This is a genomic window from uncultured Desulfovibrio sp. (genome assembly GCF_949282365.1).
Taxonomy (GTDB): domain Bacteria; phylum Desulfobacterota; class Desulfovibrionia; order Desulfovibrionales; family Desulfovibrionaceae; genus Desulfovibrio.
On sequence record NZ_CASDOY010000009.1, the window covers coordinates 1 to 11,701 of the forward strand.

Annotated in this window: 17 protein-coding genes; 3 read left to right on the forward strand and 14 right to left on the reverse strand. The window is 70.7% G+C overall.

Annotated elements, in window-relative coordinates:
• Window positions 1-68: 68 nt before the first annotated feature.
• The 14 genes from Q1X76_RS03790 to Q1X76_RS03860 form a co-directional block, all read right to left on the reverse strand.
• Window positions 69-491 (reverse strand): hypothetical protein, encoded by a 423-nt coding sequence (locus Q1X76_RS03790; protein WP_300718197.1) that lies wholly within the window; start codon window positions 489-491, stop codon window positions 69-71.
• A 514-nt stretch (window positions 492-1,005) separates the two neighbouring features.
• Complete coding sequence (locus Q1X76_RS03795) at window positions 1,006-1,992, reverse strand: major capsid protein (protein WP_300718198.1); 987 nt, start codon at window positions 1,990-1,992, stop codon at window positions 1,006-1,008.
• Window positions 1,993-2,400: 408 nt separating this feature from the next.
• Window positions 2,401-2,925 carry a hypothetical protein gene (locus tag Q1X76_RS03800; RefSeq protein ID WP_300718199.1) on the reverse strand — a complete coding sequence of 175 codons (525 nt, stop codon included), beginning with the start codon at window positions 2,923-2,925 and terminating at the stop codon, window positions 2,401-2,403.
• On the reverse strand, window positions 2,912-3,238 hold the full coding sequence (locus Q1X76_RS03805; RefSeq protein ID WP_300718200.1) for a hypothetical protein: 327 nt from the start codon (window positions 3,236-3,238) through the stop codon (window positions 2,912-2,914). The genes Q1X76_RS03800 and Q1X76_RS03805 overlap by 14 nt, the downstream gene beginning before the upstream one ends.
• Window positions 3,235-3,654, reverse strand: a complete 420-nt coding sequence (locus tag Q1X76_RS03810) for a portal protein (RefSeq protein ID WP_300718201.1) — start codon at window positions 3,652-3,654, stop codon at window positions 3,235-3,237. The genes Q1X76_RS03805 and Q1X76_RS03810 overlap by 4 nt, the downstream gene beginning before the upstream one ends.
• Window positions 3,655-4,073: 419 nt before the next feature.
• On the reverse strand, window positions 4,074-4,283 hold the full coding sequence (locus Q1X76_RS03820; protein WP_300718202.1) for a hypothetical protein: 210 nt from the start codon (window positions 4,281-4,283) through the stop codon (window positions 4,074-4,076).
• Window positions 4,284-4,303: 20 nt separating this feature from the next.
• The gene (locus Q1X76_RS03825; RefSeq protein ID WP_300718203.1) at window positions 4,304-4,927 is read right to left on the reverse strand and encodes a hypothetical protein; all 624 of its coding nucleotides are present in this window, start codon (window positions 4,925-4,927) and stop codon (window positions 4,304-4,306) included.
• A 323-nt stretch (window positions 4,928-5,250) separates the two neighbouring features.
• The gene (locus tag Q1X76_RS03830) at window positions 5,251-6,591 is read right to left on the reverse strand and encodes a terminase family protein (RefSeq protein ID WP_300718204.1); all 1,341 of its coding nucleotides are present in this window, start codon (window positions 6,589-6,591) and stop codon (window positions 5,251-5,253) included.
• Window positions 6,592-6,596: 5 nt separating this feature from the next.
• Complete coding sequence (locus Q1X76_RS03835; RefSeq protein WP_300718205.1) at window positions 6,597-6,869, reverse strand: hypothetical protein; 273 nt, start codon at window positions 6,867-6,869, stop codon at window positions 6,597-6,599.
• The gene (locus Q1X76_RS03840) at window positions 6,869-7,291 is read right to left on the reverse strand and encodes a hypothetical protein (protein WP_300718206.1); all 423 of its coding nucleotides are present in this window, start codon (window positions 7,289-7,291) and stop codon (window positions 6,869-6,871) included. The genes Q1X76_RS03835 and Q1X76_RS03840 overlap by 1 nt, the downstream gene beginning before the upstream one ends.
• 15 nt (window positions 7,292-7,306) lie before the next feature.
• The gene (locus tag Q1X76_RS03845; RefSeq protein WP_300718207.1) at window positions 7,307-7,618 is read right to left on the reverse strand and encodes a 3TM-type holin; all 312 of its coding nucleotides are present in this window, start codon (window positions 7,616-7,618) and stop codon (window positions 7,307-7,309) included.
• Window positions 7,618-8,304, reverse strand: a complete 687-nt coding sequence (locus tag Q1X76_RS03850; RefSeq protein ID WP_300718208.1) for a glycosyl hydrolase 108 family protein — start codon at window positions 8,302-8,304, stop codon at window positions 7,618-7,620. The genes Q1X76_RS03845 and Q1X76_RS03850 overlap by 1 nt, the downstream gene beginning before the upstream one ends.
• Window positions 8,305-8,823: 519 nt before the next feature.
• Window positions 8,824-9,330, reverse strand: coding sequence for a Mor transcription activator family protein (locus Q1X76_RS03855; protein ID WP_300718209.1), 507 nt, complete (start codon window positions 9,328-9,330; stop codon window positions 8,824-8,826).
• A complete protein-coding gene (locus Q1X76_RS03860; RefSeq protein ID WP_300718210.1) occupies window positions 9,317-9,631 on the reverse strand; it encodes a hypothetical protein in 315 nt (104 codons plus the stop codon). Before Q1X76_RS03860 ends, Q1X76_RS03855 begins: the two co-directional genes overlap by 14 nt.
• Before the next feature lie 270 nt (window positions 9,632-9,901).
• Here Q1X76_RS03860 and Q1X76_RS03865 point away from each other — a divergent pair, with 270 nt between their 5' ends.
• The 3 genes from Q1X76_RS03865 to Q1X76_RS03875 all read left to right on the forward strand — a co-directional run bounded on the left by Q1X76_RS03865 (window position 9,902) and on the right by Q1X76_RS03875 (window position 11,683).
• A complete protein-coding gene (locus Q1X76_RS03865) occupies window positions 9,902-10,582 on the forward strand; it encodes a helix-turn-helix transcriptional regulator (RefSeq protein WP_300718211.1) in 681 nt (226 codons plus the stop codon).
• Between the two features lie 313 nt (window positions 10,583-10,895).
• Window positions 10,896-11,285 (forward strand): NirD/YgiW/YdeI family stress tolerance protein, encoded by a 390-nt coding sequence (locus Q1X76_RS03870; RefSeq protein WP_300718212.1) that lies wholly within the window; start codon window positions 10,896-10,898, stop codon window positions 11,283-11,285.
• A 35-nt stretch (window positions 11,286-11,320) separates the two neighbouring features.
• Complete coding sequence (locus Q1X76_RS03875; RefSeq protein WP_300718213.1) at window positions 11,321-11,683, forward strand: NirD/YgiW/YdeI family stress tolerance protein; 363 nt, start codon at window positions 11,321-11,323, stop codon at window positions 11,681-11,683.
• Window positions 11,684-11,701: the final 18 nt, after the last annotated feature.

Sequence of the window (11,701 nt, forward strand, 5' to 3'; positions counted from 1 at the left end):
CAGGCGGCACCGGAGCAAAGCAAAAGGGGCCCTTCCCCCCTCAAAACAAAAGGTCATGGGTCCCGGGTCTAGCGCACGCGCAACCCCTTTTCGTAAGGGAAGTCCTCCTCGCGCAGCAGGGCCGCGAAGATGTGCCCGTCATGGCTGCCGTCCCCGGCCGGGGACAGCTTGAGGCGCAACCAGTTCTTGCGCACGGCCTGGGGCAGGAAACGCCAGCCCAGGCGCGCGCCTTCGGCCAGCTCGGCTCCCGGGACGCTGATGGCGGCCCCGGGCACGTCCTGCCACTGGCCGTCGGCGCTGTCGGCCTGTTGCAGGGTCAGGGACAGCGAAGTGGTCTTTTCTGCCTCAAAGCCCCTGGTCACGGAGATGCGCAGGGGCATGGCCTCCATGCGGCCGGGCAGGCGCAGGGCGGTCAGGGGCACGGCCTTGCCGGTGCTTTCCGCGTTCAGGGGGCCTTCGAAAAGGATGCAGTGACTGTCGATGATGGCCATGATGGCTCCTTGTCGTGTTGGGGAAGTCCTGCGGCCGCGGACGGACGTCGGCCCGCAGGGGCCGTGCCTGCCGGCCGCAGGTCTTCCGGGCGTGGGTGGCGGAGCTGGAGGGATGGCCTCCAGTACCGGAGCAGGCGTACCGGGGCAGGGGGCTGGGGAGGTCAGGGGGAGGGAAAGCCATTTCGCGCGGGCAGAGGGCTTTCGTACGGGCCATGATGGCACGCACGGTGGTAGCCGGTCCTCCCCGCGGGCAGCGACCGGATGGCGGCCGCAAGGCCGTGCCCGTTGCGACGGAGGAAGCTACGGGCATCGACAGCAGAGCGCGACCGGATGGCGGCCGCAAGGCCGTGCCCGTTGCGACGGAGGAAGCTACGGGCATCGACAGCAGAGCGCGACCGGATGGCGGCCCGCCGGGGCCGTGCTGTCAGGCCGTCAGGCTTCGCGGGCATCTGCACAGTCAGGGCTGTTTTTTCCGGCAGGCAGGCCGTTGTCCCTCCCCTCGGGCGTCCACGGCCTAGACGGCGGCCTCATCCGAGGCGATGGCGTCGCACTGGCGCACGGGGCGGCCGTGCAGCACGGGCACGGCCTGGGCATCGAAGAACTCGCCGTAGCGCAGCTGCACCTGGCCGGCGTCGGAGTTCTGGAGCTCCAGGGCCGTGAGCACGTCGGCATTGGCGTACCAGACGGCTTTCTGGCGCAGATGCTGGGGCATGCGGTTCTTGGCTTCGATGGTCAGTTTCTGCAGGTCGATGAAACCTTCCTCGCCCTTGCGTTTGCCCAGGGCGGCCACAGGCACGTTGGCGATGCGCACCACGCCGCGCCAGTCGCGTACGGCCAGGCCGCAGCGCCAGTTGTATTTGTCGCCGGTGACCTGGTATTTGCGGCCGTTCTCGTCCTGGGCCATGTAGGTCTTGAGGTCCTCGTGGGACAGGCCGCCGCGGCTGCCCTTGGGATAGATGCCATGCACGGACTGCGCCCCCCAGGAGACCAGCCAGAGCGAGGTGCAGCCGCCGTCGCGGCCCCCGGCGTCCAAGACGTTCTCGGCGTCGCGGGCGGGGTAGCGCATGGCCAGGCCGTTGAATTCGTCCGGGTTCAGGTTGCTGTCGCCGTAGAAGAGGGTGCGGGCCACCTTCTGGCGCATGGCTTCGGCAAAGGCGATGCCCTCGCTCATGCGGAAGGAGCGGTCGCGGTCGCCGTACAGGCGGATCTCCTCCACATCCAGTTCCATGATGGCCTCAAGGATGCCGCAGCCCTCCTTGACCTGGCCCCACTGGGACTTGGCCGGCGGCGTGCCCTGATAGAGACGGCGCCAGTACACGGCGGGCAGGCCGGTGCGGATGCGCGTCAGATGGCCGTCGGACTGGTTGGCCTCCATCCAGGGCACGTCATCCATGATGTCGTTGGTCTTGTTCATCAGTTCGATGATCTGCCCGGCCTTGTCGCCGCGGTAGAACTGTTCCATTTCGGCCAGGGTGGCCACGAATCCGAGAGTGGCGGACATGGGGACTCCTTGCAAAAAGGTGGGGGGTGATGACAGGAGCGCGGGACGGCGGACGGCCGCGCGGGACATGCGGCGCTGCGGGGCAGGTCGGGCGTGCTGTCCCGCAGCGTCGGAGGGGCGGCAACAGGACGGCAGCCGGATGCCAGCCGGACGACGCCGGGACCGCCGCCGTTCTCGCGGAGGGGAGACCGGACGGGGAACGGGGCTGCGCGGCCGGGGATGATCCGTCCGGGGCGGCTGCGCAGGACGGCTTCGACCGGCCGTCATGCCCAGATGCCGTCCCTTGGTGCAGGCAGCGGAGCGCTGCCGCACGGAGAGGGCCGGCCGTGATCTTCCCGCCGGGTCATCCCGTACGCCGTGCCCGCGCCCGTTCCGGGGGCGGCCTGCCGGGGAAGGGTGGGGCAGAGCCTAGGGCCGCTGCGAGCTCCAGCCCGCGTACATGCGTTCTTCCAGGGGCGGCAGGCTGCCGCCGCCCTCGCTGCCGGGCAGGCTGTCTTCCAGCAGGCTGTCGGCCAGGCGGTTGAAGAAGCGCAGCACGGCCGGGTGGTTGCCGTAGCCGCTTTCTTCCAGCAGGCGGCCGATGCTCTTGTCCGTGTCGAAGCGGTCCAGGGCCAGCTGGGCCCGGGCCACGCTGGCGGCCAGATGTTCGCCGCCCAGTTCCGGGTCGCCGGCTGCCTCCTGCCGCCACTGTTCCACCTGCTGCTGCCAGCGGGCGCGGCGCTGGGCGTCGGTCCGGCGCAGATGGGCTTCCAGACGGGCCGCCTCGTCGTCGGGCGTGGCCTGCGATCCATCTCCGGGCGCGGGGCTTTCCTGCGGCGCGCCGTCCGCCGGGGGCCCGGCGGGCCCGCCGCTCTCCGCCAGCAGGCCGTAAAGGCCGCTTTCGGGCCGGGGCGCCATGCCGCCTTCATCCAGGAGCTGTTCAGTTTCGGGCATCGTCATCCTCCTTTCGGGTCAAAAACAGTCGCGGCAGGTGGGAGGGATCGGCCTCCTGCAGCAGACGCAGCACGGCCACGCCCACATGGCGGCGGCCTTCCTCCCAGTAGATCCTTCCGGCGTCGGCCGCTGGGCCGGGGCTGGCCGCGCTGAAACAGAGCCCGGCCTGCAAGAGCCAGCGCAGCAGGTCGCGCCCGTGGGCCGAGGCCATGAGCCCGTCCACGGCCCGGCACAGCCCGGCCCGCCAGCGCTCCCGAGCCGGGGCGGCAGGGGCCTGTCCTGCGTATTGGAACACATCGTCGTCATGGATCACGGTCGTCCTCCTTCCGGCGTCGTGCCGGGATCAGGCGCCGCCCCGGGCGGGACGGCCCTGCTGGCCAGATCGGCCAGTACCTGGAGCACGGAGCTCTTTTCCCCTTCCACGGTCAGGCTGCTGTCCGCCAGGGTGCGGCCCAGGTCGGCCGCCTTTTGCAGCAGTTCCAGCTGCTGTTCCGTCTGCCGCGCCTCGTTGCGTCCGGCACGCAGGCGGGCCCGTTCCTCGCGCGGGCGGGTCAGGCTCACGGGCAGGCCGAGGCTGTCGGCGTAATTGTCCAGCAGATTGTCCACATCCACGCTGTCCAGGGCCTCGGGCCAGGCCGAGGCCGCCTTGAGGGTCAGGGCCAGATACTGGTCCGTGGCGCTGATGCCCACCAGCTTCTGGGCCTGGGCCAGCAGGGAGACGAATTCCACCTTGAGGCGGCGCCCGCTCAGTTCCGGCGGCCAGGGTGCGCATGGCCAGGATGCCCGTGGCGTCCACCAGCGAGCGGTTGAGCAGGGGGCGGTCGTCCAGGCTGTCGTCGGCACGGAAGCGGGTGGGCAGGAAATGCCCTGCCAGGCTTTCCCAGGCCGCGTCCCAGGGCGAACGGCGTTCCAGCAGGGCCCGGTAACGGCGGGCCAGGGCCGGGACCTGCCGGGCCAGAGGGCTTGCGTCCGGGTCTCCGGGCCCCCTGCCCGGAGCGCCGTCTTCCCGCCTGCCCCGCAGCAGACGGGGGGCGGGATGCCCGCCCGCCGTTGCGTCCCCTGCCGCCGGCAGTGGAGAGGGGCGCCGGCTGTCCGGCAGGGGCCGGGAGCCGCGACACGAGGCCGGATGGGGGCTGATGCCGGACATCCTACTGCCCCAGCAGGGTCTTGCCGCGGACCTCCTGCGGGGCCAGCGGCGTGGTGTGGATGGATGCCCGGATGCCGGCGGCCCTGGCGGCCTTGTCCTTCTGGTCCTGGCGGGCGGCCGTGGCGGCCTCGCTGACGGGCTTGGGCGTGGCGGCCTTGGGCGCGGGCTGCACCTCCGGCACGCTGGGGCTGGATGATCCTCCGAATCCCATGATTTCCTCCTTGAGAACGGTTACATGAAGCGCTGCGCCGCCGGACGGGACTGCGCGGCGGGCCGGTCGCGTTGCCGGGCCAGGGCCAGGGAGCGCGGCGTACAGACCACCTGCACGCCGTCCACGAAGGCGGCGCGCCGCGCCAGCCAGCAGGCTCCGGGCAGGCGGCCCGTGACGGAAAAGCCGCAGGCTTCGGCCAGCCGCCAGGCATGGCGGTTGCTGACCGGGCACAGGCCCCAGAGCGCGCTGGTCTCCGTCTGCCGGAAGACCAGCCCGAAGGCGGCGCGGGCCAGGGGCACGGCCAGAGGAAAGGCCGGGCGGAAGACCGTGAAGTCGAATTCGCGCACCCGGCCCCGCCAGGGACTGAACAGGCCGCAGGCCAGGACCGCGCCGTCAGGGGCCGTGGCCTGCAGCAGCAGGCTGCCCGGGGCGCTGACCAGACGCAGCCAGTCCTCCTCCCGGGGCTCGGCCCAGGCGTACATGGCGCAGCCGGCGAGGCCTTCCCGCCGCATGCGCCCGAAAAGGGCCGCGCGGCGCGCGTCGTCTTCCACGGCCTCCAGACGGAAGGGCATCGCCGCGGCGGGCTCGTCCGGGCCGGTATGGCATGGGCTGATGCGGCAAGAGTCGGTAGGGCAAGGGGCCATGATGTCTTCCTCCTGTGTCGTTCGCGGATATCCGGCGGGCGGCCGCTGCCGTGGCTCCCGGCGTGGCCTCCGTACCGCCGGGAAGGCCGTGCGGGGCGTGGCGGACATGTTGCCCGGCGTCCTGCCGTGCGGGGCGGGCATCACGGCCGGACCCGCGGCTCGGTCCCGGTATCCGGGGCTGTCCGGCGGCCACGGGGCGGGGCGCGTGTCGTTGGCGGCGCTCGCGCCCCGTTCGCCCGGGTGGGCCGGGACGGGGACGGGATGGCCGGCATGATCCTGGTCCGGCCAGAGACGGTCACGGCCCGGGCACGGATGATCCCGGATCAGCGGCCCAGGCCCAGCACGTCGTAGCTGATGCGGGCCCTTGCGGGCGGCAGGGGCCCTTGCAGGGGGCGGAAGCCCGTGACCGCGTAGCGCAGGGCGTCGGCGGCATGGCTGGAAGCGTCGTGCAGCGGGCCCGGGGAGAACTGTTCCTGCCGGGGCCGCCATTGCCGCCGGTAGGCGCGCAGGGCCGCCAGCCCGGCGGCGCAGTGGCGGCTGTCGAACCAGAGCCGGGGCAGGGCCCGGCGCACGGCGTCGATGCCGTCGGCCAGAGGCAGGGATGGCGCGATGTCGAAGCGGATGCCCAGACGCGCGGCGCATTCCAGACGGCTCTGGCCCGTGCCCAGCTCGCGCACGCGGATGTCGTGCGGGGCCAGGTGGCGGCCGTAGCAGAAGCCCCGGCCCGCCGGGCCGTCGCCGTTGCCGGCGCCTTCCGGCCGGGCCTTGGCCGCCAGCACCGCCGCGTAATGGGCCAGGCCTTCGCCGCTGGCCTCGTAATAGTCCAGCATGCGCCAGGCCCCGGAAGGCTCCACCTGGAAGAACCAGACGGCCGTGGCATCGTCCATGCCCAGGTCCCAGGCCGTATGCACGGGCAGGTCCGGGCTCACGGGCAGGGGGCGGATGCGGCCCGCCAGATCGGCGGCGTCCAGCAGGGCGGCGTAATAGGCCCCGCGCACGGCGGCGGCGAAGGAGCATTCGAATTCCTGCCGGTATTCGGCTTCGCTCATGCTGCGCCGGGCGGCCTCCAGCTCCTCCTGCGGCAGATAGCCTGTTTGCGAGGCCGGGAAGCGAAAGCGGGTCCAGCCTCCGGCCGCGCCTTCGCTGCCTGCCTGCTGCCAGACATCATGGAGCAGGTTGTCGCAGCCCTTGGGCGTGCCGCAGAACAGGGCGCGCCCCTGCCTGTCGGCCAGGGCGGGCCGCAGGATCTGGCTCCAGACCTCGCGGGGCATGTCGGCGGGCTCGTCCAGCACCAGATCGTCCAGATACAGGCCGCGCAGGGCCTGGGCGTTGTCCGTGCCGTACAGGCGGATGCGCGCGCCGTTGGGCAGGTCGCAGCGCAGCTCGCCCTCGTGGAAGCGCGTGCCCGGGATCACGCCCGCGAAATGGCGCAGATAGTCCCAGGCCACGGCCTTGGCCTGGCCCAGATAGGGCGCGGCATAGGCGGCGCGCCAGTCCGGCCGCGAGCTGCGCAGGGCCGCGCGCAGCAGGTCGTTGACGGCGGCCACGGTCTTGCCGAAGCGGCGGTGGCAGAGCAGGACGCAGAAGCGGCCGCGCTGCTGGTGGAAGCGCCATTGCAGCGGGCGCGGCGCATAGGGGATGACGCAGGGCGTGGACGTTTCCATAGGGCTCAGGGGTTCGGGGTCTCGGGAGGGCCGCCCTCCGGGCCCTGTCCGGCCCAGATGACGACCAGGGGCGCTGGGGCGCGCGCCGCATCCACCTGCGCTGCGCCGTCCTGCTCCAGCGTGCGGGCAAGGGCGTGCAGTTCCTTGATCTCCTTGACGATATCGATGCTTTTTTCCGCGATGTCGGCCGTCTCCAGACGGGCGGTCAGGCGTTGCAGGCGTTGGTGCAGGGCTTTTTCCAGTGCCTTTTCCCGGCAGGGGGCGCGGCGTGCCGGCATCACTGCACCTCACGCGCGGAGGGGCAGCGGAGCAGGGCGGGCAGGGCGGCCCCGGGCAGGCGCTGCCAGCGGTCCTCCTGCCGCTCCAGATGCCGCTCCAGACGTTCCAGCAGGCGTTCCAGACAGCCGAAGCGTTCTTCCTGGGCCTGCAGCTGGCTGTGCAGCTGTGCTGTCGCTTCCCGCAGGGCGCGCACTTCCGCCGCCAGCGGGGCGAACTGTTCCCGCTCCCGCTCCAGGGACTGTTCCAGCAGGTCCAGACGGCGCAGCCACAGGGCCTCGCGCTGCTGGTCGCGCCGGCGACAGCGCAGATGCTCGGCATGGGGAACGAAGCTGCGGCGCAGGCTCCACAAAGCCCAGAGCAGCAGGCCATGGAGCAGGGCCAGCAGCAGGGGCAGGGCCGCGTTGAACAGATGGCTGGTCATGGCGATCTCCGTCGTTCAGAAGGGCAGGCCCAGCATGCCGGTGAGCAGGCCCAGGATCTGGTCCAGGGCCGGAGGCGGCAGCCGGTCCGTCAGCCCGGGCGCCAGCAGGGGCACGAGCAGCAGGCGCACGGGCACTTCCCAGCAGAAGAGCAGGGCCAGCACCCAGCCCAGGAAGGGACGCCAGAGGCGCAGACGGCTGGCCGGGGCCTGTTCCACCTCGCGCTCATTGAGGCGGATCTGGGCGGCCAGCAGTTCCCGGCGCTCGCGACGGCCGCCCGCAAGGCCGCCCAGCAGCCGGGTCCCCAGACGGCGCAGCAGGTCCCACATCACTGCGCCTCCCGTTCCAGATCGGCCAGATGCTGGCCCAGGGCCTTCACCCGGTTGCGCCAGCCCTGCAGGAAGACCTTCATGGCCGGGCGGCCGGCGGCCAGACGCCGGTAAAAGGCATCGCGCAGGCGCAGGCTGCTGCGGGCCGCGTACCACTCCAGATGCACGTCGGCCAGGGCCCGGGCCAGTTCGCGGGTCTCCGGTCCCATGATGCCGTCCTCGACGATGGGGGAATACTGGTCCAGCTGGCTCTCGCCCGTGGCGTTCAGGGCCTCCTGCAGCTGCTTCACGGCCCGGCCGGGGCCCATGTTGACCGCGCCGTCATACAGGGTCACGGCCAGCGGCAGGGGCAGGCGCCCGCAGCCCAGGGCGTCCCAGAAATGCCTGCGGAACAGGCGGGCCGCCTGCTCTCTGGTACAGGCGCGGATATCGTCGGCGTCGATGTCGCCGTCATTGTCCAGGTCCAGGCTGAAGTAATCACAGTCCGGGCCGGTGCGGCGGGGACAGGTATCGCACTGGCGGGCGTCGCGCAGGCATCGGGCCCGGGCCTGCCGGGCCAGGTCCGTGACCCAGCGCAGGGAGATGCCGTGATTGGTGATGCCGCCGGGATCGGCCTCGTGGTCTGAAAGGCCGCCTTCCCAGCGGGCCGTGAAAGCATGGGCCAGAGAAAAAGCCTGATCGTTCATGCGCCCTCCTGCGTCATGTTGCGGTGATGGCGGGGCAGTGCCGCGCCCGTGGGTCCACCATGCCGCAAAAGGCCGCCGGCGTAAGTTTGAAGGATTTCAGCAGGAGAAGGATGCGCGGCCGAAAAGGGGCGCGGCCTGCCGCACGATGCGGCGCGGGGGAGCGCGGGCAGGAGGCGGGGACGAGGCCGCGCGTCTCGCCCCCGCAGTGCCGGGAACGGGCGTGTGGGGAAGCGGCCGTGACGCGGGGCGGAAGACCCCGGAGGAGAGGGAACGGACGGGGCCGGCAGGTGTTTTTCGCTGCGGCCATCTGGAGGAACAGGGGGACACGCGGCAGGCGCGGGCAGGCCGGGAAAGAGGGAGGCGACCTGCCCGGCCTGCGGTGAAGGCGTCCTGCCGCTTGGCGGGCCCTTGTGGCAGGCGTAGCGGCCTGTGCGGGGCAAGTGCTTCTTCGGAACGGGGCAAGAAAAAACGGGAAAGGCGTGTGCCTTTCCCGTCCGGCCTGAAAGGGAGGGGAGCGGATCAGCCGCGGCAGGCCGTGTCGGCGGGGCCTCGGGCGGCGGTCTGCGGCAGCCGGCTGTCTTCCTTGAGCAGCTGCCAGATGCGCCGGTCCGTGAGGCCGTAACGGCGGGCCAGGAAGCGGACCTCGACATTGCTGGAGGTGCCCGTGGCCGTATGGCGGCTGAAGGCGTCCAGCAGTTCCCGCTGGCGGACCTGACGGGCGAGACGGGCGCAGCGGGGGATGTACAGACAGGTGCCGCCGTAGACGGCCAGCAGACGGCGCAGGCAGGGCTCCGGCAGCAGGCGGCGCAGTAAATGCCCCTCCGCCGGAAAGCGGCGGGGGATGCGCAGGGTCAGGCCGCCGCAGCGGCGCAGCAGACTGTGCAGGGCCGTGTCATCGTCCAGCGTTTGCCGCAGCAGCTGTACGCTCCCGGGCAGGAGGGGCAGCAGGCTTTCCCAGTCCGGGGGCGGGGCCGCGGCGGCCTCCCGGCGGGCGACAGGGTCAGGGGCGCCGCTACTGGACCACATGACGGGCCTCCGGCATGGCGGCGGGATGCAGGCGGCGGGGCATGGCAGCCGCCGGAAAGGGCACGGGCTCCGTGATATCGGGCGGGCCGTCGTCCGGGCCGGACGCGGCAGGCGCGGAGCGGGTTCCCGGTAGCGGGGGGAGGGGCCCTTCGCCGTGCGGCGGGCGGCCCTGCAGCTCCTCCAGCATGCGGGCGATGCGGCGCAGCTGGTCCGCGGCCCAGAGCAGGGAGCCTTCGGCGGGCTCCTCGTCGGCCGCGCGCGTCAGGGGGCGCGGGAAGATGTCCTGGGGGCGTGTGTTCATGTGATGACTCCCTTTCGTTTGAGGATGGCACGAGGTTCCGCAGCAGCCTGCGGAAAAGTTGCTGCCGGCCAAAACTTTTCCTGCCATCAGGGCAAGGCGGCCGGGGCCTGCCGTCGGCGTTGCCATTGCCGGCAGGCTGTTTTATGGTCGATACGGGCAACAGTCGCAGTATGTGCAAGTTTTCTTTTCAAATCAAAGGAAAAATTTATAATTTTTCTTGTAAGTTGCAGACAATAGAATGTTTTTATTAGATAAATTTTTGGAGAGCCTATGGAGAGCGAAAACAGCTTTTCCTTCATGTCCACCCAGGGTTTCGCCGAGCGCCTGCGGCGGCGGCGCACGGCCCTCGGCCTGCGCAAGCAGGATCTGGCCGCGCGGGTGGGGGTCAGCCTGACCACCATCCAGCAGTACGAGAACGGCCAGCTGCCCAAGGGGGAATTCGCGGTGCGCCTGGGCACGGCCCTGGCCTGCTCGCTGGACTGGCTGCTGGCCGGACAGGGGAGCGTGGAAGGGGCCCTGCGGGAGCCGCAGGCCGGTCTGGTCATGGTGCCCCTGGTGGAGGCGCGCCTTTCCGCCGGGACGGGCAGTTTCGAGACCAGCGCCGACGTGGTGCGCCACTACGCGTTCCGCGAGGACTTCCTGCGCCGCAAGGGCAGCCCCGCGCACATGGCCCTGCTGCGCGTCTCCGGCGACAGCATGGAGCCGCAGATCTGCCACAACGACGTGGTCCTGGTGGACCAGAGCCAGAGGGACCCGGTGCCCGGCCGCATCTATGCCGTGAGCGTGGAGGATCTGGTCTACCTCAAGGTGGTCAACGCCATGCCCGGGCGGCTGATCCTCAGCAGCTACAATCCGGCCTACGCGCCCATCGAGGCCTGCACCACCGACCAGCTGGCCGATCTGGTGCGCATCGTGGGCCGGGCGGTCTGGGTGGGCCGCGAGCTGGATTGAGCGGCCTGCGCTGCGGGCCGCAGACGCAGGGGACACAGACCGCGATGAAAGCGGCCGTGTGCGGGGAATAGCTGCGGCCGCAGACGCAGGGGATACAGGGCAAAAATAAAAATTATCCAGTAAAAACAAAATGATGGTATGGGATAGGGCGGATGCGGCCCCTGCTTTTCCCCCCAGCTGACACTTTGCTGACAGCCCCGGGCGCAGTGTGGAGCTGCGGACAGGTTCTGACCGCCCCGGGACGGCGCGGGAGCGCGCCGTCCCCCAACATCAACCGGCGTGGCCCCGGCCAGGCCGTCAAAGGAGATATCCCATGCGTCTGCTGCTTTCTTGTGTGCTGGTTCTGGCCCTCGCCTTCCCCGTCATGGCCGCCCAGGGCGGTTTCCAGGGCCCGGGGCAGGCTGCCGGCGGTTTCCAGGGCCCCACGTCCGGCGTCCAGGCCGATACGGTGGCCAAGGCCCTCAAAGCCTGGGACGACGCTCCCGTGATTCTGACGGGCCACATCGTGGAGCGCGTGGCCGGCAGCGATGACAAGTACAATTTCCGTGACGCCACGGGCACCATCATGGTAGAGATCGATTACGAAGTCTTTGCCGGCCGTACGGTGACGCCCGCCGACCGGGTGCGCCTTTCCGGCAAGCTGGACAAGGAGATCATGGATCCCACCAAGGTGGACGTGAAGGTCCTGGAAATCCTCAAGTAGCCTGACAGGCGGGCCGCCCCGCCGGCGGAGTTGTGATGCGCGTTTTTTCTCTGATGCTTCTGCTGGCTGCCGGGCTGATGCTGCTCCCGCCGGGGGCCGCCGCGGCGGGTTTCGTGGGGCCCGGCGTTTCGCCCACGGTGACGCGGGCGGCCGATGTGCTCAATGCCCGGGACGACGCCCCCTGTGTGCTGGAAGGCCACATCCTGGAAAAGATCCCCCGCAAGGACCGCTACCTCTTCGAGGACGAAAGCGGCCGGGTGGTGGTGGAGATAGAGCACGAGACCTTCGGCCACCTGACGGTCACGCCGCAGGACAAGGTGCGGCTGATGGGGCATGTGGACTGGAGCTCCAAGCATCCCAATGAGGTGGAAGTGGACGCTCTGGCCATCATCGAATGACGTTGGGGCCCGGCGCGG

Coding starts and splice junctions, on each gene's coding strand:
- Q1X76_RS03845 (WP_300718207.1), bottom strand. CDS start 7,618: ATGTGGGACCTGCTGCGCCGTCTGGGGACCCGGCTGCTGGGCGGCCTT.
- Q1X76_RS03800 (WP_300718199.1), bottom strand. CDS start 2,925: ATGCCCGAAACTGAACAGCTCCTGGATGAAGGCGGCATGGCGCCCCGG.
- Q1X76_RS03860 (WP_300718210.1), bottom strand. CDS start 9,631: ATGAACACACGCCCCCAGGACATCTTCCCGCGCCCCCTGACGCGCGCG.
- Q1X76_RS03825 (WP_300718203.1), bottom strand. CDS start 4,927: ATGGCCCCTTGCCCTACCGACTCTTGCCGCATCAGCCCATGCCATACC.
- Q1X76_RS03875 (WP_300718213.1), top strand. CDS start 11,321: ATGCGCGTTTTTTCTCTGATGCTTCTGCTGGCTGCCGGGCTGATGCTG.
- Q1X76_RS03795 (WP_300718198.1), bottom strand. CDS start 1,992: ATGTCCGCCACTCTCGGATTCGTGGCCACCCTGGCCGAAATGGAACAG.
- Q1X76_RS03850 (WP_300718208.1), bottom strand. CDS start 8,304: ATGAACGATCAGGCTTTTTCTCTGGCCCATGCTTTCACGGCCCGCTGG.
- Q1X76_RS03870 (WP_300718212.1), top strand. CDS start 10,896: ATGCGTCTGCTGCTTTCTTGTGTGCTGGTTCTGGCCCTCGCCTTCCCC.
- Q1X76_RS03830 (WP_300718204.1), bottom strand. CDS start 6,591: ATGGAAACGTCCACGCCCTGCGTCATCCCCTATGCGCCGCGCCCGCTG.
- Q1X76_RS03855 (WP_300718209.1), bottom strand. CDS start 9,330: ATGTGGTCCAGTAGCGGCGCCCCTGACCCTGTCGCCCGCCGGGAGGCC.
- Q1X76_RS03840 (WP_300718206.1), bottom strand. CDS start 7,291: ATGACCAGCCATCTGTTCAACGCGGCCCTGCCCCTGCTGCTGGCCCTG.
- Q1X76_RS03820 (WP_300718202.1), bottom strand. CDS start 4,283: ATGGGATTCGGAGGATCATCCAGCCCCAGCGTGCCGGAGGTGCAGCCC.
- Q1X76_RS03790 (WP_300718197.1), bottom strand. CDS start 491: ATGGCCATCATCGACAGTCACTGCATCCTTTTCGAAGGCCCCCTGAAC.
- Q1X76_RS03865 (WP_300718211.1), top strand. CDS start 9,902: ATGGAGAGCGAAAACAGCTTTTCCTTCATGTCCACCCAGGGTTTCGCC.
- Q1X76_RS03835 (WP_300718205.1), bottom strand. CDS start 6,869: ATGCCGGCACGCCGCGCCCCCTGCCGGGAAAAGGCACTGGAAAAAGCC.